The organism is Actinomyces graevenitzii C83, assembly GCF_000239695.1.
In the GTDB taxonomy this organism is placed as follows: domain Bacteria; phylum Actinomycetota; class Actinomycetes; order Actinomycetales; family Actinomycetaceae; genus Actinomyces; species Actinomyces graevenitzii.
Genome location: NZ_JH470340.1, coordinates 70,693 through 90,118, shown reverse-complemented (window position 1 = coordinate 90,118; position 19,426 = coordinate 70,693). Strand labels below are relative to the sequence as shown.

General features: G+C 59.7%; 15 protein-coding genes. 5 read left to right on the top strand and 10 right to left on the bottom strand.

Going from position 1 to position 19,426, the window contains the following annotated elements:
* The 3 genes from HMPREF0045_RS09275 to HMPREF0045_RS09265 form a co-directional block, all read left to right on the top strand.
* Positions 1-287, top strand: a 287-nt coding sequence (locus tag HMPREF0045_RS09275) for an ATP-binding cassette domain-containing protein (RefSeq protein WP_005987756.1), incomplete at its 5' end; no start/stop codon positions are given.
* Positions 284-1,882: a hypothetical protein gene (locus HMPREF0045_RS09270; protein WP_005987755.1), complete on the top strand. Its 1,599-nt coding sequence runs from the start codon at positions 284-286 to the stop codon at positions 1,880-1,882. The genes HMPREF0045_RS09275 and HMPREF0045_RS09270, both read left to right, overlap by 4 nt.
* A gap of 213 nt (positions 1,883-2,095) precedes the next feature.
* Positions 2,096-3,067, top strand: coding sequence for a cation diffusion facilitator family transporter (locus HMPREF0045_RS09265; protein ID WP_005987754.1), 972 nt, complete (start codon positions 2,096-2,098; stop codon positions 3,065-3,067).
* A 176-nt stretch (positions 3,068-3,243) separates the two neighbouring features.
* Here HMPREF0045_RS09265 and HMPREF0045_RS10805 read toward each other — a convergent pair whose 3' ends face one another.
* The 5 genes from HMPREF0045_RS10805 to HMPREF0045_RS09240 all read right to left on the bottom strand — a co-directional run bounded on the left by HMPREF0045_RS10805 (position 3,244) and on the right by HMPREF0045_RS09240 (position 12,430).
* A complete protein-coding gene (locus HMPREF0045_RS10805) occupies positions 3,244-5,883 on the bottom strand; it encodes a hypothetical protein (protein ID WP_005987753.1) in 2,640 nt (879 codons plus the stop codon).
* A 128-nt stretch (positions 5,884-6,011) separates the two neighbouring features.
* Positions 6,012-7,154, bottom strand: coding sequence for a hypothetical protein (locus HMPREF0045_RS09255; protein ID WP_005987752.1), 1,143 nt, complete (start codon positions 7,152-7,154; stop codon positions 6,012-6,014).
* 270 nt (positions 7,155-7,424) lie between these two features.
* Positions 7,425-8,960 carry a threonine ammonia-lyase, biosynthetic gene (ilvA, locus tag HMPREF0045_RS09250; protein ID WP_005987751.1) on the bottom strand — a complete coding sequence of 512 codons (1,536 nt, stop codon included), beginning with the start codon at positions 8,958-8,960 and terminating at the stop codon, positions 7,425-7,427.
* An 88-nt stretch (positions 8,961-9,048) separates the two neighbouring features.
* A complete protein-coding gene (gene ilvD / locus HMPREF0045_RS09245) occupies positions 9,049-10,899 on the bottom strand; it encodes a dihydroxy-acid dehydratase (RefSeq protein WP_005987750.1) in 1,851 nt (616 codons plus the stop codon).
* A 127-nt stretch (positions 10,900-11,026) separates the two neighbouring features.
* The gene (locus HMPREF0045_RS09240; protein ID WP_005987749.1) at positions 11,027-12,430 is read right to left on the bottom strand and encodes an LCP family protein; all 1,404 of its coding nucleotides are present in this window, start codon (positions 12,428-12,430) and stop codon (positions 11,027-11,029) included.
* Between the two features lie 123 nt (positions 12,431-12,553).
* On the opposite strand from HMPREF0045_RS09240, the gene HMPREF0045_RS09235 reads away from it, so the two are divergent.
* Together HMPREF0045_RS09235 and pth are read left to right on the top strand one after the other, a co-directional pair.
* On the top strand, positions 12,554-13,714 hold the full coding sequence (locus tag HMPREF0045_RS09235) for a hypothetical protein (protein ID WP_005987748.1): 1,161 nt from the start codon (positions 12,554-12,556) through the stop codon (positions 13,712-13,714).
* Positions 13,715-13,719: 5 nt separating this feature from the next.
* Positions 13,720-14,316, top strand: coding sequence for an aminoacyl-tRNA hydrolase (pth, locus tag HMPREF0045_RS09230; protein ID WP_040316383.1), 597 nt, complete (start codon positions 13,720-13,722; stop codon positions 14,314-14,316).
* A gap of 78 nt (positions 14,317-14,394) precedes the next feature.
* Here pth and HMPREF0045_RS09225 read toward each other — a convergent pair whose 3' ends face one another.
* The 5 genes from HMPREF0045_RS09225 to HMPREF0045_RS09205 all read right to left on the bottom strand — a co-directional run bounded on the left by HMPREF0045_RS09225 (position 14,395) and on the right by HMPREF0045_RS09205 (position 19,227).
* Positions 14,395-14,997 carry a 50S ribosomal protein L25/general stress protein Ctc gene (locus tag HMPREF0045_RS09225; RefSeq protein ID WP_005987746.1) on the bottom strand — a complete coding sequence of 201 codons (603 nt, stop codon included), beginning with the start codon at positions 14,995-14,997 and terminating at the stop codon, positions 14,395-14,397.
* A 195-nt stretch (positions 14,998-15,192) separates the two neighbouring features.
* Positions 15,193-15,864: a response regulator gene (locus HMPREF0045_RS09220; RefSeq protein WP_005987745.1), complete on the bottom strand. Its 672-nt coding sequence runs from the start codon at positions 15,862-15,864 to the stop codon at positions 15,193-15,195.
* Positions 15,846-17,126, bottom strand: coding sequence for a sensor histidine kinase (locus HMPREF0045_RS09215; protein WP_005987744.1), 1,281 nt, complete (start codon positions 17,124-17,126; stop codon positions 15,846-15,848). The genes HMPREF0045_RS09220 and HMPREF0045_RS09215 overlap by 19 nt, the downstream gene beginning before the upstream one ends.
* Positions 17,127-17,278: 152 nt before the next feature.
* The gene (locus HMPREF0045_RS09210; protein WP_005987743.1) at positions 17,279-18,235 is read right to left on the bottom strand and encodes an ABC transporter permease; all 957 of its coding nucleotides are present in this window, start codon (positions 18,233-18,235) and stop codon (positions 17,279-17,281) included.
* A gap of 20 nt (positions 18,236-18,255) precedes the next feature.
* The gene (locus HMPREF0045_RS09205) at positions 18,256-19,227 is read right to left on the bottom strand and encodes an ABC transporter ATP-binding protein (RefSeq protein ID WP_005987742.1); all 972 of its coding nucleotides are present in this window, start codon (positions 19,225-19,227) and stop codon (positions 18,256-18,258) included.
* Positions 19,228-19,426: the final 199 nt, after the last annotated feature.

The following is a 19,426-nucleotide window of genomic DNA, read 5'->3' as shown; positions in this document are numbered from 1 at the left end:
CGGCTCGACGTCGCCCCGGACAGATTTCGGGTGGCCAAGCCCAGCGGGTGGCGATTGCCCGCGCCATGGTGGCCAGCCCCGCCGTCGTCTTTGCGGATGAGCCCACCGGCGCCCTGGACCAAAACACGGGCGCGCAGGTGATGCAGCTGCTGACTCAGGCGTGCACTTCTACCGGCGCCACTTTGGTGCTGGTTACTCACGACGACGCCATTGCGGCTTGGTGCCCACGGCTAGTGACCATGCGTGACGGCAACATCGTCGCTGACCAGATGCGGGTGGCAAAATGAGCACCACAGTTTCAACCAACACTTCTTCAACCAACACTTCAGGCACCCCTGCTTCCGCTGCCAGTGCATCGGGTGCGGGCCAGCCAAGCGGTCAGCGCAGCGCCCGGCCCACCAGCCAAGGCAAAGCCGCCGCCCAAGGCCAGACCCGGCCCGCCGCGCGTCCGGCTGCTGCGGCCAGCACTCGCCGCGTCACTTTGGCGCCTGCGAATGTGCTTTCCTCCCCCACCACGGTGGTGGCCCGCACCTTGTGGCGTGGACGTGACAAGACCACGGCGGCTCTGTCGGTTATCAGTCAGGGCGCGGCCACATATTTCTTGCTGACTGTGGCCGGCGGGCTTCATGCTTTTGCTAAGCGCTATGAGCTTTCCCAGTCTTGGTCCAAGCTTCACCCGAACCAAGCGCCAACTTTAGAGACCATGTATTACAGCTACGCGCCCACCTACCTGATTTTGGCGGTGATCGCCACGGTGATGATGGTGATTCCGCTGTTGTCGCTGGCTGGGGCGGCGGCCCGGTTAGGTTTGAGCCGGCGTGAGCGTGATTTGGCGCGGCTGCGTCTGCTGGGCGCTACCGGCGGGCAGGTGCGTGGCGGCACGCTGCTAGTGCAGTGCGCCTATGCGGTGCTCGGCGCCCTGATGGGAGCGGTGGGGTATGTGGCCACGCTGCCGGCTTGGGGTTCGCTGCGGTTCACGGGCCACTCCCTAGGGATCGATAACATGTGGCTGGGTTTGCCGCTGCTGCTTTTGGCTTTGACTGTGGTGGTTACGCTGGCTGGGATTAGCGCGGCGACGGCGTTGCAGCGGGTGGCGGTGACACCGCTGGGTGTTTCGCGTCAGGCGCTGCCGGCTAAGGTGCACTGGATTCGGGCTGTGGCCCTGGTGGCCGTGCTGGTGGTGTGGATGTCGCTGGGTTCTTCACTAATGGGCGGCGGCACGGCGGTGGCGCTTACTATCACGCTGATTTTCTTCGCGATTGGCGGTTTTATGATCAACCTGGTGGGCCCACTGATGATGTGGGTGCTGGGCGCGATTATGCACAAGTTTGCGCGCCGACCTGCCATGCTGTTGGCTTCGCGACGCATCATGAATGACCCCAAGAGCTTGTGGCGCTGCCTGGGTGGCGTGGCTTTGGTGAGTTTTGTGGTTGCCGTGGTGCAGTTGGGGGCGTCTGCTTCGGCCGGCTCTGATGATGCGATGGCCCGGGTTTTTGCCCACGACATGTTGCAGGGTCTGTTCATTACCCTGGGGATTGTGTATGCGCTGGCGGCGGTTTCTACCGCGATTGGCCAGGGGGTGCGGGTGTTGGATCAGGCGGGTGAGCTGCGTTCGCTTATGCGTGCGGGGGCTCCTCTGCAGCTGTTGACGACGGCGCGCCGCCTGGAAACTATCATTCCGGCTATGTTTGCGGCTTCTGGGGCTGCAGTGGTTGGCCTGGCTTTCACCGCGCCGGTGTTGGGCGGTGGAATGTTCCAGAGCCAGGGAGCTTTGCTGATGCTTGGCAGCCTGGTGGGAGGCACTTTGCTGGTGATTTTGGCTAGCGAAGCTTGTGGCCCGATCACCAAGCAGGTGTTGCGCGAGCAGACCCGCCAAGAGTAAGGCCCACGCAGCTGCCAGCGTTAAATCCAGTCAGTGTCAGTTTTTAACGACGCCGCAGGTGAGGCCTGGCCATCTAGCTAGCGATAGCCTGCTTAGCTGCTAACGCAGCTGAACGAAAACCAAGCTGGCCTTGCGCCGCCCCGTTTGGGGCGGCGCAACACTTATATAAGGTAAACCTTTTATGTAGTCGCTAGCGGTCATAGAATTTCTGGCGTGAGCACTCACTGCCAGCAAGCTAACGCACTCCCCTGTCAGCCGGGCCAGGTTAAGACCGCGCATTCCCACGGCCACGACCACTCCCACGCCGCTTCTTCACGCAAGCGCCTGATTGGCGCGCTGGCGGTCACCGCCTTGGTGTTTGTTGGCGAGCTGGTTGCCGCCTATATTTCTGGCTCCCTGTCGCTGGCCGCCGACGCCGGACACATGGCAGTGGACAGCTCCGGATTGGTCATTGCCCTGCTGGCAGCCCACCTGAGCCTGCGGCCGCGCGACAACGCCTACACCTGGGGTTGGGCGCGCTCGGAGGTAATTGCCGCCGCCCTGCAAGCGGGCATGTTGCTGGCCATCTGCCTGATCGTGGCTTATGAGGCCGTTGAGCGACTGTGGGAAAACCAGTCCCTGCAGCCTCTGCCCATGCTGGTTATGGGCGTGGTTGGTCTGCTGGCTAACCTGGTCAGCCTGGCTATTTTGGCTGGTGGGCGCGGCGCCAACCTCAACATGCGCGCCGCCTTCCTGGAGGTGGCCAATGACGCCCTGGGGTCGGTGGCGGTTATTGTGGCGGCTCTGGTTGCTCTAGCTACGGGCTGGGATAGGGCCGACGCCGTCGCCTCCTTGCTCATTGCCGCCCTGATGGCCCCGCGCGCCCTGCACCTGTTACAGCGTTCGACGGCGATCCTAATGGAAGCCACCCCTAGCGAGCTGAATTTGGATGAACTACGCCAACACATGTGTTGCCTGCCCGGCGTCGTAAACGTGCACGACCTGCATGTTTCCAGCGTGTCATCGGGGCTGGTGGTACTCACCGCGCATGTGCAGGTGGGCGGTCAGGTCACCGCTGCCGAACGCGACCTGATTGTGCATGACCTGTCTGAATGCGCCGCCCACCATTTCCCGGTGGAAATCGATCACGCTACCTTCCAGCTCGAAACCGCCCGTCACGCCGGCCACGAGCATCTAGAGCACTGACGCCGCCCAGCCTCGCAGCGCACAGTAACGCGCAGCCGAGCACGCGGCACGGCCTGACACGGCAGTGCCAGCTCAGCGGGCAGTCAGGTCGGCAGATCCTGGCCCAGCGCATGGTGCGGCCGACTAGCCCAGCAGACCTGCCAGTCAGACGCGCGGCTGGGCGTGCGGCGCGGCATTTAGCCCTTGGTGGCTAGCACTTCCGGCGATTGGGCCTGGAAGAAACTGCTTTTATCTGCGTCAACCGTCTTGAGCGCCAAGATCTGGTACTTCTCGTTAGGCCGCTCCACCGCGCCGCGCAGCACCTTCCAGGACAGGTTCACGGTTATGGCTTTACCTGCTGCTAGGTCGGCGGTGAGCGCCAAAATGGAATCATGCCCTTCTTGGCGCACAAATTTCAGGCCGGCATCTTCCAAGTCAGCAGCTTTCACGGCGCCATCGCTTCGATCAGCGTCTTTCTGGCCGCCATCCCCGCGCCCAGGTCCCACTGCAGCCGGGGTGACGGACTGGGGTTGGGTGGCGGACTGGTCCGGGCTAACGCCCGTCCCGCGCGCAGGAGCCACCTCAGCCTTAAAATAGTATTCTTTAGCAATATTTTTATTGCTTAACGACTGCCCTAAATTGTTTAGGCGCCTGCTGCGCACAGTAAACTCAGTCCCCGCCTTCCAAGCGGCATTACCATCGTTAATAATGGTTAAGGCCTTGGGCATATTGGTGAATTTAGCTGAGCGACCGCGTTCCTTGGGCACAACCATGCTCGTATCCGCGCTGATCAGCCGCAAGCTCACTGAGGCCTCGCCGAATGTGCCCATAAGGGCGGCTGAAGGCGGACATTTGGCACATTGGGACACGATCCCTTCGGCTAACAGCGCCTCCACGCTCACCGCATTAGCCCCGCCCGCGCTTAGGGCCTCGCTGTTGCCGGGCAGTGCGCCTTGATTTGCGGCGCCTTGAGCTGCGGCAGTTGGGTTGACGACGCCGTCGGCAATTTTCGCGGCCGTCTCAAGCCCTCCAGCCCCAAGTTCTCCGCCCCCAAGACCGCCATGGCCCAGTTGCCCATGCCCAAGTCCCTCGTGCCCGCGCCCCTGCACCAGGCCCACCAGCACTCGGCTCGCCGACAAAAACTGGTCACCGTCTAGCTTCGCGGCTCCGGCCACTTTTCCAGCAACTTTTCCGGTCCCGCCGCTAACCGCACTGACGCCACCAAGCGCGCCCACAGCATCGGCAGCCAGGCCAGCTCCAGCCTCACCAACCGCGCCAACCGTCGACCCTACGGCGTCACCAGCTACACCAACGGCGCCAGTTACGCCGTCGCCCGCAGCCCCTACCGCGCCGGTTACGCCGTCGCCCGCAGCCCCTAGCGCATCGCTAACCGACCCAAAAGCCGCCCCTAGCGGCAGTGAGCTGGCCCCCTGCACCCCACTTACGCCGTCGCCGTGGCGAGAAATGCGGTAAATACCCCCAATAGTGCCCTGCCACCACACACCATGCTTATCAATCACCCCCACCATCTGGGAAGGGTCGCCACCAGCCAGAAGGTTAGCCAGGCGCGGCAAACGCTGGCGATGCACCACGCGACCACTATCCATATCAATCGCGCAGGCATAAACCACCGGGCCAGTGAGCACCCCAGCCGGTCCACGCGGGCGTTCACAGGTGTAAATGAGGTTATCGACAGTAGACAGGCGCGGCACTGCCGCCGAGTAAATCCCGTTATTACGCCATTTCAGGGTGATACCCGAGGCGTCGTCGTTAACATCCCAGCGTTCCATACCCGGCGCCACCTGGGCGCGGTAGGCGGGCTTAGTGTCGGGATACTGCACATAGGGGTAGCCGAAAGTGCAGGCCCCCACTATCGAGTTTTGCACGCCAATCATGGAGTTTTCCGTGCCCGAAGCACCCGGGGTAAACAGCGGCCCCTCCCCCACTGCGCTGCCGTCGGCGCTGCGGTACACAATGAGTTTTTCTTGCCGATCCCCATTATCCGAAAGCATCACATAGTCCGAGCCGTTAGGCCCAAAGAAAGTGGCTGTGGCCCCTGAGCCGTGCGAAAGCTGCCCGGGTTTTTGCTTAGTGCCCCGGTCATAGCTGTGGCTCCAGATGATGCGCGGCTTGGAGGTGGAGGCGTCAGCGCCCAGCATATAGATACCGTGGCTGGTAATAATGCTTACCCCCTGGGGACATGCGGAAATAGAGTTGTCGATGCGCTCTGCGGGCGAGTATTGCTGCAGTTTGGTCAGGCGCACCACGTTGCGTTTAGGGTCAATTAGGCCGACGACGCCGCGCTCTGAAGCCACCCAGATGCGTCCGTGCCAGTCGGGTACGATCCCCACCACGTGATCCTTGGGTTCAAGTTTCATGGCGTCGGTTAGGTCAATGCGCCGCGACACCCACACTTTCATGCCGTCTTGACTGTGGGAAATCCAGGTGAGGGCGTTGGTGCCATCCACCATCACCAGGTTAGAGTCGGCGTCCAGATAGGCGTACACCCCGCCGAGTAGCGCCCCGGTGGGGATCTCAATAGCCCCTAGCTGCGCGCCACTGGCTGGTTCAATAATGGCTAGTTTGGGTTTGCGTAGTTTGGCGTCAGAACCCAAAAACTGTGTCATTAGGGCCTGAATGTAGCCGTCTTGGCCAGCCAAAATAGTGGGGCAGGCAGCCCAGTGGTTAGTGAAAGTGACTTTCCAGCTTCCACCCACGCCCGGATCGCCTGGACCAGCAAATGGGGTGGCGTCCGAAGATTGGGCGTCACCATGCATGGTGGCCAGGCTGTTAATCCCTAGATAGGGATTTTGTTGGGCGTTGTAGCTAACCGGCATGAGTCAAATCCTAAAACTGGCCCTGCCTGCCCCTAAAATTTGGGATCTAAAGCGCGCTTTAGAGCAACTTGCTTAGAGCATGCCGCCTAGAGAACTCCGTTTAGAGCACGCGGCTTAGAACACTCCGTTTAGAACACACCGTCGCGGTTTTGCAGGTTAACCTGCGGCGAGCCCACCCTGCCGCGCCAGAACTGGATGTCGTCGCCGACGACGGTGCCCAGGTGCGGGGTGTTACCTTCCGAACCAGCGGTGAGGTAGTTACCGGTTTCGTGCGACCAGATCCACTCACCCGGCTCCAGGTCCTTGAACACGCCGTTGAGGCCCTTAGCCCAACCGGTGTACTTCAGGACGGCGCCAGCCAGGGCCTCGGTGGAGCCGTTAGCCAGCTTGGTGGTGTTCCAACGCTTTACGCGGGCCTGGTAAGCAGCCCAGTAGCAGGCACGGATGTCGTCCTCATTGGTCCAGCGCGGATCCTGGGCCTTAGCGAAAGCCACCACGTCATCCCACTGCGGGGGCACAAACCCCAACACGCGGGCGCCCAGAGCCACGTAAATACGCTTACCAACCGTGGTTAGACCACTACGCAGCTGGTAGTTGGCAGCCTCCGCAATGGCATTGGGAGCCAGGTCTCGGTTGTAGTGCAGGATGATGTCGTAGTGGGTGCCGTGCGAGTCGGTGGCGCAGGTGAAGTCGTTTTCGCCGCTAATACCCGGGATGCGCTTACCGGTACCAACGTTATAGAAGGTTCCGTATGAGGTAGAGATGTTTAGATCCCGACGACGCGCGCAGCTGTTGACATAGTCTGCAGTGGCGGCAGCCGGCTGCCAGGGGTTCTTAACATTAACTTTAATAATGTTACCTACCGTGCTACCCGCCAGGGTGTTGTTCATAGCCGGTGAGGTAGCTACGTTCATAACCCCAAACTCGAAGTTCAGCGGGTACTTGCTGAACTGGAAAGTCTTAGATCCCTTGTTACGCAGCTTAAAGAAGGAGGGGTTGGCTAGCTCACCGGCAATACTACCGGGGGCAGCCATCCAGCCCTCCAGCACGGCGCCAGCCATAGCGTTCTGTCCCGGGTACTTGGCGGGGTTAGCTTTGTGGGCAGCAAAAATCTTTTCAATGTCATCGGCAACTTCGCTGCTGATGCAGCTAGACATGCTGGCAGCCAATGCGGGTGCAGTTACGGTCACTGCGGGCACAGCCCAAGCTGCGCCTTTCATCAAGGTGCGGCGGGAAGTGCTCGCGCCGCTAAGCGAGGAGGGGACAGACATATTCAGTTCTCCTGGGACCACTGGGAACGAGGGGTAAGGAAACAACCCCTCTGGGTATAAAGCGACAGCATGGGGGTGCTGCCCTAACTTCATTCTAGAGGTATAAGACCTTTACCCAGTAGACACTGAGTCACTTCTCATATGCGCTGTGCGGATGCAGGTTTGGGCTAGGCTGCCGCAAATTGGACAGGTATCACTGCAAGCTGCGCAATTAAAAGTGGGCCGGCCCGAAAAGGGCCGGCCCACGGCTAGGCTGCAACTGGCTAGTTTTTAAGCCAGGAAGTGCTTGTATGCGGGCGAATCAGTAACTTCATGACACTCATAGCCCAGATCTTGCACATGCTGGGCAAACAATTCATCGCCAGCCACGTTCTCGAACGCCACCAGTACACGCCCATAATCGGTACCGTAAGAGCGGTAATGGAACAAGGTGATATTCCAGCGCGTCCCCAACTGCACTAGGAAGTCGCGCAGCGCCCCAGGAGCCTCAGGGAATTCAAAAGCAAACACCGATTCACGCAGTTCACGCTGTGGGCGACCACCCACCATGTAGCGCACATGCTGCTTGGCGATCTCATCCTCAGTTAGGTCAACCACCTCATAGCCACCCCCACGCAGCAGCTTAAGGATCTGCCCACGTTCGGCGTCGCCCCCGCTAAGCGCCAAACCCACAAAAATATGGGCCTTTTCCCCGGCCACGCGGTAGTTAAACTCAGTAACCGCCCGATCCCCAATCAGCTTGCAAAAACGCAGGTATTCGCCCTGACGTTCAGGGATAGTTACCCCCAGCAGGGCTTCACGGCGTTCACCCAGCTCAGCGCGTTCAGAAATGTAACGCAGCGAGTGGAAGTTCAAGTTAGCGCCCGACAAAATACAGGCCAGGCGGGCATCTTCGGGCAACTCATGACTGTCGGCATAAGCCTTAAGACCAGCCAAAGCCACCGCCCCAGCCGGTTCAGCTACCGCGCGCACATCCTCAAACAGGTCCTTAACCGCAGCGCTAATCTCATCGGAGCTAACAATCACCAAATCATCCAGGTAGCGGCTGCACAGGCGGAAAGTTTCATCCCCCACACGCTTAACGGCCACGCCCTCGGCATAGGCACTAACTCGCTCCAAAGTAACCGGCTGACCAGCCTTAATAGCGGCGCCCAAGCAGCTAGAATCCTCAGGCTCTACCGCAATCACCTTCACCTGCGGCATCAGCTGCTTAATCACCACCGCAATACCGGCAGCTAAACCGCCACCGCCCACAGGCACAAACACGTGGGTTAGGGCCGCATCCTGCTGAATCAGCTCCAGGCCAATAGTGCCCTGGCCAGCAATCACCCAGCGGTCATCGAAAGGCGCAATATACTCAAGCCCCTCAGTCTGGGCCAGGTGACGGGCGTGCGCGGCGGCGTCGTCGAAAGTACGGCCATGCAAAATTACCTGGCCACCCAAGGCGCGCACCGCGTTGACCTTAATCACCGGGGTAATCACTGGCATCACAATAGAAGCCGTAATCCCCATAGTGCGTGCAGACAGCGCCACCCCCTGGGCGTGGTTACCGGCCGAGGCCGTGACCACCCCACGGGCGCGGGCAGCGGCGTCGAGCTGACGCATACGCGCATAGGCGCCACGGATCTTAAAGGAGTGCACCTGCTGGCGGTCTTCACGTTTAACCAGTACCGGGTGCCCCACTCGCGCACTAATGGCAGGCATCGGCTCTAGCAGCGTGTGCTCGGCTACCTCATACACCGGTGCGCGCAGCACCGCCCGCAGGTAGTCGCCACCGTTCCACAAGCTCTGCTCGTCTTGGCCCATTTCCCCATCTCTCGACGTCGCCGCCTCCGCAAGTAGCGGGGCGCTTGTTTGCGCCAAACAGCTAACCGTGGCGCATGAATAGCTACTGTTATAGCCCTAATTTGGCTCGGTCACGCACAGCGCCCAGGTCTGCGCTGGTGGCCAGCATGGCGTAAGCACGCAGGGCCGCCGACACGTGGCGAGCACGCTGGTGGTGCGGGGTCCAGGCGGCAGTGCCGCGAGCTTCCTCCTGGGCGCGACGCTGGGCGATTTCTGCCTCGCTTAGATCCACGCGGATAGAGCGGGCCGGAATATCAATCTCAATCACGTCGCCGCTGCGCACCAAACCAATCAGGCCGCCAGCAGCCGCCTCAGGCGAGACGTGCCCAATGCTCAGGCCGCTGGTACCGCCGGAGAAACGCCCGTCAGTTAGTAGCGCGCATTCCTTACCCAGGTGCATGGATTTGATGTAGGTGGTGGGGTACAGCATCTCCTGCATACCCGGGCCGCCGCGTGGTCCCTCATGGGAAATAATGACGACGTCGCCGCTTTTAACCTTGCCGCCCAGGATGCCTTCGACGGCGTCCTCCTGGCTTTCAAACACCACCGCCGGGCCGGTGAAGGTCAAGATGGAGGCATCCACACCAGCGGTTTTAACAATGCAGCCCTTTTCAGCGATATTGCCGAACAGTACTGCCAGGCCACCGTCGCGAGAATAGGCGTGCTCTAGGTCGCGGATGCAGCCGCCGGCCCGGTCAGTGTCTAGCTCGCTGAAGCGGTTGGCTTGGGAGAACATCTGGGTGGTGCGCTCGCCGCCGGGGGCGGCTAGGTAGCGTTCACGTACCTGCTCGCTGGGGTGGCGCATAATGTCGTAGGTTTCCAGCTGCTGACCCAAGGTGGTGTCTAGCACGGTGGTGGTGTCAGTGTGTAGCAGCCCGGCTCGGTCTAGCTCACCTAGGATGCCCATAATGCCGCCGGCGCGGTGCACATCTTCCATGTGGTACAGGTTGGTGGAGGGGGCCACCTTGCACAGGTGCGGCACCTGGCGCGAGAGGCGATCAATGTCGGCCATGTGGAAGTCAACCTCGGCTTCCTGGGCGGCAGCCAGCAGGTGTAGCACCGTGTTGGTGGAGCCACCCATGGCAATGTCTAGGCTCATGGCGTTTTCAAAGGCGGCCTTGGTGGCAATGGCGCGTGGGGCCAGGTGGGCCTGATCCTGCTCATAGTAGGCCTTGGTGATCTTCACGATCTGGCGGCCGGCCTGCTCAAATAGGGCTTTACGGTCGGCGTGGGTGGCCAGCAGCGAGCCGTTGGTGGGCAGCGACAAGCCCAGCGCCTCGGTCAGGCAGTTCATGGAGTTAGCGGTGAACATACCTGAGCAGGAACCGCAGGTGGGGCAAGCGGCGCGTTCAATAGCGCTAATGGTTTCGTCCGAAACAGTAGGATCGGCGGCGTCCATCATGGCGTCAATCAGATCCAGTTTACGGATCTGGCCGTCAATGTAGCTCTTACCCGACTCCATCGGCCCACCAGAGACAAAAATGGTGGGAATGTTTAGGCGCAGCGAGGCCATCAACATGCCGGGGGTGATCTTGTCGCAGTTGGAGATACACACTAGGGCGTCAGCGCAGTGGGCGCGCACCATGTACTCCACACTGTCAGCGATCAGTTCACGGCTGGGCAGCGAGTAGAGCATGCCCTCGTGGCCCATGGCGATACCGTCGTCGATAGCGATGGTGTTGAATTCCTTGGCAATACCGCCGGCTGCTTCGATCTGCTCAGCCACGATTTTGCCGACGTCGCGTAGGCCTACGTGTCCGGGCACGAACTGGGTGAAGGAGTTGGCGATGGCAATAATGGGCTTGCCAAAGTCAGAGTCTTTGACCCCGGTGGCGCGCCAAAGTGCGCGAGCACCGGCCATATTGCGGCCCATAGTGGATGTGGCACTGCGGTAGATCATCTAATTCCTCGTTCCAGGCGTGTGGCGCACGCCTTTGCACGGTGCAGAGCAGCCCACACACTATCTAGGTCCTAGTTTCCCACGACCAGGGCATGAGTCAAAAACTATTAGTTGCGCTGGAGGCGATTTAGCGCACTACTTCTTGCAGCATGTCCAGGTCTTTACCGTTTTGGGAAACGTACTCAGAAACCGTGTCAGAGTTAAAAGCCCGGCACACCGCTGTGAGCCTGTCACGGTCCAGGTTAACAATCGACTGACCGTCATCGCTGGTGCCCGTACCGGTTACCGGCGCCTGGAAGAAGTGCACGTCAGCAGGGCGAATTGAGCTAGCCGAGCGTCCCAGTGAAATCATCTCGCTGGTAGTTAGGCCTTCATCCACTGCCAGGTTCTTGTTAACCACATTCACGAAAGACACCAGCTTGCCCGGGTCGGTGAGCGTGTCGCGGTTTACTAGCGCCTTCAAAATTGAGCGCATCCAGGCTTGTTGACGCTGAATACGGTCAAAGTCGCCGCGCGCCACGGTGTAGCGTTCCTGCACGAAGATACGTGCCTGCTTACCGTTTAGGTGCTGCGGCCCAGCTGGCAATACATTTGCTGACTTTGCCGCATTCTGCTTACCCGTTAAGTCCAAAGGTTGAGACAGTGTCAAGTCGACGCCACCTAACTCATCGGTAAGCGCCTCGAAGCTAGAAAAGTCAGCTAATACAAAATGGTCAATACGAATTTGCGTCAGCTTTTCTACGGTTTGAATTAACAGCTTAGGTCCGCCCCATGAGAAAGCTGCGTTAATTTTTGCGTAGGAAGCATGTCCGACGACGTCGTTAGCGGGAATCTCCACCCACGAGTCACGCGGGATAGACATGACATTGGCGCTCTTACGGTCACCCGATAGCTGCACCAGCATGATGGCGTCGGTACGTTGCGCGCCTACCTTCCAGTCTGAGGGGTTACCGGCGCTAATACGCGAGTCTGACCCCAGCAGCAAGAAGGTAACCGGCTTGCCTTTAGTGGTTTGGGCGGCCGCCGGACGAGTGGATTCGTCAGGGAAAACGTTGCTAATCGTTTCAGGCCTGCCCAAAGAGAAGAAAAGCCAAGCCAGGGCGCCAGACAAAATCAGCGCAAAAATAGCGAAAACACCAATAAAAGCGGTGACCACCCTGTGGCGGCCAAACCAACCTAGCAGGCCCTTGCGACGGCGTCGGCTAGAGGAGTGGTGACGCGAAGAGCCCGAACGGGATGAACCCGAACGAGACGAACCTGAACGCGAAGAAACGCGCGCCCCACTGCCAGCGGCGCCACTACGGCTGGAACTAGAGCGACGGCGTCGGCCAGAAGAGCTAGAAGAATGGTGAGAGTGGTGATGGCCGTGATGCGAAGAATGGTGACCAGAGCCGTGCGCAGCCTCGCTGACAGCCGTGTAATCTACCGGGTCAGAGTTATCAAACAGCGGCTTATCCGATTCTAACTTTGATTCAAAGGCATCCAACCCTGGATCCCTAGAATCAGAGTTAGCAACGTTTTTATCAGTCATTAATTCTCCGATATGGGCACACGCTAAACGATATGGGGACACGATTTAGCGCAGATCGATACTAGCTTCGTTTCACGGTATCATTAGTGAAGTAGAAGTAACAATGAAACGTGGGAGCATCGGTTGCGAATTCACACTTTCGGCCTCGACTTTGAACTGGATCTAACCAGCCTAGACGCGGGCCTAGCTGCGCACCTAGCCGAGCTTTGGCGTCATAGCGAGGTAAAACCTGACACTGACCAGGAGCCGTCTGATAACCCGATCCGTTTGCAGGTAGTGCCAGAGGATGACACCACATCCCCGGTACCTGAAGGCTGGGACCGTTTCGCCATCCCCACTGAGCCGCGTCAGGCCAGTTACGCCTTCTCCCAAGCCATCACCCATATCGCTATCCAGGCCCAGGCCGGCAATCTACTTATGCTGCACGCTGCCGGGCTGCAGGTGCCCGGAAGTAGGGATGTAATCGGTATCGCGGCGCCGTCGGGAACCGGTAAATCCACTTTTGCTAGCCGCCTAGCCGGACAGTTCAACTATGTAACCGATGAGTGTTTGGGTTTTGACCCCGAAACCCTAAAGGTTTACCCCTACCCCAAGCCTATTTCCCTGGTGGACCCCCAAGAGCCCACCATTAAGGGCGACCACGCGCCGGCTGAGCTGGGTATTACCCCCTCCACTGAGCTAACTTTTGCCGGTGAGCCGCTGCGCATGGCTGCGCTGCTAATCGCTGAGCGAGTCAGCCAAGGCAACAAGCTGGAGCCGCTGACGCTAGCAGAGGCATTAACCAAGTTCATTGCCCAAACTTCTTCCTTCTATCTACTGCCCAACCCGCTGCTGGCCCTGGCGCGTGCCCTAACCCTGGCCGGCGGGCCCTGGAAGCTTAGCTTTAGTGATCAGGCCGAGTGCGCTGAGCTATTCAAGCAGCTTTTGGAGCACCCGGCAGATCCGCCTAGCTACCAGCACATTCCTGGCAACGGTGACGTGAATCTGAAGCTGACTAGCTCTTCCATGGGCACCTCCCTGGGTGACTCTGACCGTTTGGTGCGCGCCCCCTTCACTGACGCTATCTACTCTGAATGGCAGACGGTGGTGCTGGTGGGCACGGTCCCGGTACTTCTCGACGGCGCTGGTGCGGCCGCTTGGATGGCCTGCCCCATTCCGCACACCCTGGCAGAAATCCACGCCGACGTCGTCGCCGCCCTGGGCGAGCACCGCAAATCTTGGAACCTTGTGGATGAAACCGTGGACACGCTGCTGGCTGCCGGTTTGCTACAGGTAGTGGAGTGACGCGCTTGAGCGAGAGCTGGCTGATTGTAGGTTTAGGTAACCCCGAGGCCCGCTATCTGCGTAACCGCCACAATGTTGGGCAAATGGTGCTTGACGTGTTGGCGGGGCGCGCGGGTGGCTCATTTGTGAACCACCGGCAGGTGGCGCGTATTGCCCAGGTGCGTATTGGGATGCTACCGGGCGGAGCGCCGGGGCCGAAGGCAATTTTGGCTAAATCCAACTCCTTTATGAACACTTCCGGCGGGCCGGTTAAGAACCTGATGCAGTATTTCAGCATCACCCCTGATCACCTGCTGGTTATTCATGACGAGCTGGATATCCCTGAGCATGAGCTGCGGCTAAAGCTTGGGGGCGGGGAGAACGGCCATAATGGCTTGAAATCTATCTCGACGGCGCTGGGCACGCGCGACTATGCGCGGCTGCGGGTTGGTATTGGGCGCCCGGTTGGGCGCCAGAGCGTAACTGACTTTGTGCTGGCTGACTTCCCTAAGGCGACGCTAACCCAATGGGCCACTACTTTGGAGCAGGCCGCTGATGCAGTTGAAGAAGTGGTGACTTTAGGGCTGGCCAAAGCCCAAATGCGCCTACACACCGGCAACTAAACCCAGCCGCCGCGCCTAAAAAGACTAGGGCCGCAACGCTTTCGCGTCGCGGCCCGCAGTGCTAGCAAGCAGCTAGTTTCACTCAGCGGCTTCCTCAGTGGCGGTCTCGGCGGGAGCCTCTTCTTCCTCAGGGGCTTCTTCCTCGTTGGCGGCAATGTTGACCACGGGCAGCTCGGCCTCGTTGTGGATCTCGACGTCGTCGGCAACCTTCAGGTCAGCCACGGTGATGATGGTGCCAGCCTCCAGGCCGGTAACGTCAACCTCGATGGACTCGGGGATGTCAACCACGGGCACGGACACGCTCAGGTGAGCCAGCTCGATGGTGTGCATGGTGGCCGGGGCAGCCTCGCCGACTACTACCACGGGAACCTCAACGCTAACCTTCTCAGAGCGGTTAACGATCATGAAGTCGATGTGCTGGAAGCCGGGGCGTAGCGGGTGACGCTGGATGTCCTTAACGATGGTCAGGATCTTCTCGCCCTCAACGTTTAGCTCTACTAGAGCGTTGGAGGTGCCACGCAGAGCCATGTAGGACTCGTGACCGTCAACCAGGACATGCTTGGGGTCAGTGCCGTGGCCGTAAACAACGGCGGGAACCTGGCCGGCCACACGGGCGCGACGGGCGAAGCCCTTACCAAAGTCAGTACGTAGGGTTGCGGAAATCTTGGAAGCCTTAGCCATGATTTTCTCCAAATGCTTGGGGCTTGGGACGCCTCAACGCGTGCAGCACCAAAGCACTACCACGTCGATCACGGATGCATACGCACGGTTTGCGCATGTCCCTCGCCGGGTTTAACTCCCTTACCCTATCGGTTTGGCCGCTAAATCCCAAGCTTTTAGCGCGGTGAAGCCGCTTACTCAGTTAGCTACTAAAAATTAACTAACCAGGCCAGTTTCGTAGGCCACCACCACGGCCTGTACACGGTCACGCACCCCTAGCTTGGCTAGCACTGAACCCACATGGGTTTTCACTGTGGTTGCGGAAACCACCAGTTCAGCAGCAATTTCAGCATTGGACATGCCGCGTGCCACCAGGCACAAAATTTCTGTTTCGCGCGGAGTTAGGGAGGCAATACGCGGATCTACCTGCCCGCTAGCGGTAGCCCCACTAGGTAGCTGGCCCGCAAACATTTCCAGCATACGCCGGGTAATACGCGGCGAAACCACCGCCTCACCGCTGGCTACTGTGCGGATAGCTTCAATTAGCTCCGCTGGGCGCGTGTCTTTAAGTAAAAACCCGCTAGCCCCCGCCCGCAGCCCACCAAAGGCGTATTCATCCAGGTCAAAGGTGGTCAGGATAAGTACTTTGGTGTCTAGGGTGCGGGTAATTTCGGCGGTAGCCTCAATCCCGTTAACCCCCGGCATACGGATATCCATTAGTACGACGTCGGGGTTAAGCGCCTTAGCCTGAGTGATAGCCGCAGCGCCGTCGGCCGCCTCACCCACCACTTCAATATCCGCCTCAGCATCCAACACCATCCGAAAACCCATACGGATAAGTGCCTGGTCATCGGCTAAAAGCACGCGGATCATACCGGCAGCTGCCATTTTAGTTCCTCCAAGGTGTCTTCCTGCCAACGCAAAATAGCGTACACCTGCCAGTTACCGTCAACCGGCCCGGCCTGCACTGATCCGGAGTAGACGGCAGCGCGTTCACGCATCCCAATCAGGCCCTTGCCGGAGCCGTGCATGGAGGGCGAGCCGGGGGCGGCGGCGTTAATTACCCACAGCTCGGCGCAGCCTACTCGCCGCGCCAGGCGCACGGTAATGCGTTTGGTGGTGGGCGCGTAGCGCAGCACATTGGTGAGGGCTTCTTGGGCGATACGGTAAATGGTCAGCTGCAAATTGGCGTCATTTGGCAGCGGCTCCCCCAGGTGCTCGTAGCTGATAGGCATCCCGGCTTCTTTAAAGCGCTCCACCAGGGCGGCTAGGTCTTTGCTTTCCGGCGCGGGGGCCAGGGGCGCGCCCGTATCCTGGCTGGTTTCTTCCACTTCACGCTCACGCAGGTTGGTGATGGCGCTGCTGGGGTGGGCGGGGGCTATTGTGCCCGGGGCGGCAAATTCTGGCACCGGCAGTTCTTTTACTTGCAGTTTGGGGGCGACGACGCCGCTGCCTGCCGTATTTGCGGCCAGATCCGCGCTACTTGCCGCTGCGTTAGCCGGGGAGGAGACGCCCAGTCCCTGCAGCGCCGCTCCCGAGCTGACCGGGCTCTGAGGGCTGGCTGCGCCCAGTGCGGAGCCCCCGGCACCCGCGCTGGCGTTAATGCCGGCGGCGGGGGTGATCTCCCCACTCAGGCCGGAAACTGCCGGGTCTTCGCGCAACACCCCTACTAGGCGGCGCGTATCCGCGAGCGCGCTGCGGCTGGTCTCAGCCAGTAGGTTGAGTGCTTCTTTGGCCATTTTGGGGTCACGGTCAATGGTGGAGGCGATCCCGTCTGACATGGTGATCATGACGGCTAGGGAGTGGGCGACGACGTCGTGCATTTCGCGGGCAATGCGGCTGCGTTCATTGGCGGCGGCCAGTAGTGTGGCTTGCTGGCCGGCGAGGGCTTGGCGGGAGGCTTCACTGCGTAGCAGCGCCACCTGGTAGCGGTAGGCCCAAGCGCAGATGCACACCACTACCCCCAGTGAGGCGTGCACGATATAGGCCAGCAACAGCACGATCCGGGTGTGGGCGGAGGTTTCTAGCAGCAGTTCTACCGCGAACAGGACGCTTATAAACACCAGCCAGACGCTAATTGAGAGCACTGGTCGGGCGCCAAGTTTTTCTAGGATGTTTAGCCAGGTTTTACGCATTGTCCACTTTTCCACGCTTACTCCTTTAAAGCTTAACCGCAATTGAAATTACTAGCCCTGGCTTGGCTAAGGCGCCGCCCTTACCGGGCGGCGCCTTAGCCAGTTTTTAGGTACTTGCGTTAAGCAGCGCAACTACCGCATTAGATACCCTGTACTGCCAGTACTGCTTAGGCATCGCGCTTGCTGAACACGAAGAAGGCGATAATCATCGGGATGATGGCCCAGGCGTAACCGCAAGCGATCACTAGGTCGTAGTCCAGCTTGGTGGTGACAAACAGGCCGTAGGGGTCAGCTGCGGCCGCACCGGAAGTACTGGGCATAATTTCCGCAGCGTAGGCGGCCCAGCTCCACTTGGTAGAGGCCAAGCCTAGCGGAATCTGAATTACAAACAGCAGCACTACTACCAGCGAGATAGAGCCGGCAGTGGAGCGCAGGATATAGCCAAAGCTCATAGCCATCAGGCCGATAATGGCGAAGGCCAGTGCGGTGCCCCAGAAGAAGCCAAGATATTCAGGGTTTGATAGAGAGCCAGCCTTATCGCCCAGGATCGGCAGGGAGAACAGGTAGGTTAGCGTCACCGTCACCAGGCCCAGCAGCGCTGAGAAGATAGTTACCGCTGCAGCTTTGGCCGCAAACAGGCGACCACGACGCGGCACTGCTGCTAGGGATGAGCGGATCTGGCCTGAAGAGTATTCACCGGTGATCAGCAGAGCACCTAGCACTGCTACCGCGATCTGTCCGAAGGAAGAGCCTACCGTCAGGTAGTTGGCAGCCTTGTCGGCGTAACCTTTCATACCTGAGTACTGGGCCATGAGCGCCACAGAAAAACCGATAGTAATTAGTGATGCAATTGCAGCGGTGATCCAGGTGGAGCGCAGCGAAGCTAATTTGCTCCACTCTGACCTAAAGACGCTAAAGAAAGTTTGCTTGGCTTGCACTCGACGGCGCGGGGCGCGCTGCTGGGCGGGTACTTGCCCGCGCGAGGCTTGCAGCACCTGGCCCTGGTGGGCGGGAACCGGCGCACCCTGTACGGGAGCTGCGGGCGCCGTCGTCGGCATTTGCTGGGCAGGAACACCCTGGGCGGGCACGCGGCCCTGGTTAGCGCTGTGGTTAGTTGCAGTCATGATTGTCTCTCTCCTTGCTTTCAGCGCTGCGGTGCGGGGTAAACGTTTTGACCAGCAGGCCCCTGCGGAGGCTGCTGCAAGTGGGCGCCGGCACCAGCACGGTATTCGACAGCGTCGCCGGTAAGTTCCAGATAGGCATCCTCAAGGGAGGCCTTAATGGTGGTCAGCTCGTGCAGCACAATGCCGTTAGCGGCGGCCAGCTCACCCACGTGGATAGCGTCAGTGGCGGTGGTTTCTAGCACTGAGGGCTCCACCGGGCTGGCCTGCCAACCCTGCTGCTGCAGGAGCTGGGCCAAGGTTGAAGCCTGGGGTGAGGCTACGCGTACCCGGTCAGAAATAGTGCTTTCAATGACGCTGTCTACCGGGCCGGTGGCAATGATTCGGCCGCGACCGATAACGATCAGCTCATCTGCGGTCTGGCTCATCTCGCTCATCAAGTGGGAGGAGATGAACACGGTGCGCCCCTCGCTAGCCAGCTGACGGCAGGTTTCACGAACCCAAATAACCCCTTCAGGGTCCAGGCCGTTGACGGGCTCATCGAAGATCAAAACTTCAGGGTCACCCAGCAGCGCAGCCGCAATACCTAGGCGCTGACCCATACCCAGGGAGAAACCCTTAACTCGCTTATTGGCTACGGCACTAAGACCAGTAAATTCCAGCACCTCATCTACGCGACGGGTAGGAATACCGTTTGAAAGTGCCAGCTGCTTGAGGTGGGCGCGGGCAGTGCGTGAACCGTGCAGGCCCTTGGCGTCCAGTAGGGCACCCACTTCAGTTAGCGGGGCGGCCAGATCACGGTAGGGGCGGCCGTTTACGCGCACCGCGCCGGAGGTAGGCCGGTCAAGGCCCATAATCATGCGCATGGTGGTGGACTTACCTGCACCGTTAGGGCCCAGGAAGCCGGTCACCTTACCGGGGTGAACGTCGAAAGAAATATCGTTTACAGCCACTTTGTTGCCATAGCGCTTGGTTAAGTGTCGCGCCTGAATCATGGGCTTAACCTTTCTGGGTTTCGTTGTTACGACTTAAATTCTAGGAAGCCACTGCCCCAGCCTTATCGGCCTAGGTGAGGAAACTTAGCCGGCAAAGTGGCCAGACTAAAGGTGTACGCCGTCTCCTACTTAGGGAGGAGAGAGCAAAGAAAAGCGCCCAAAACTCCCATAGTGAATAAGTCCCTAGCTGAGTTAATAG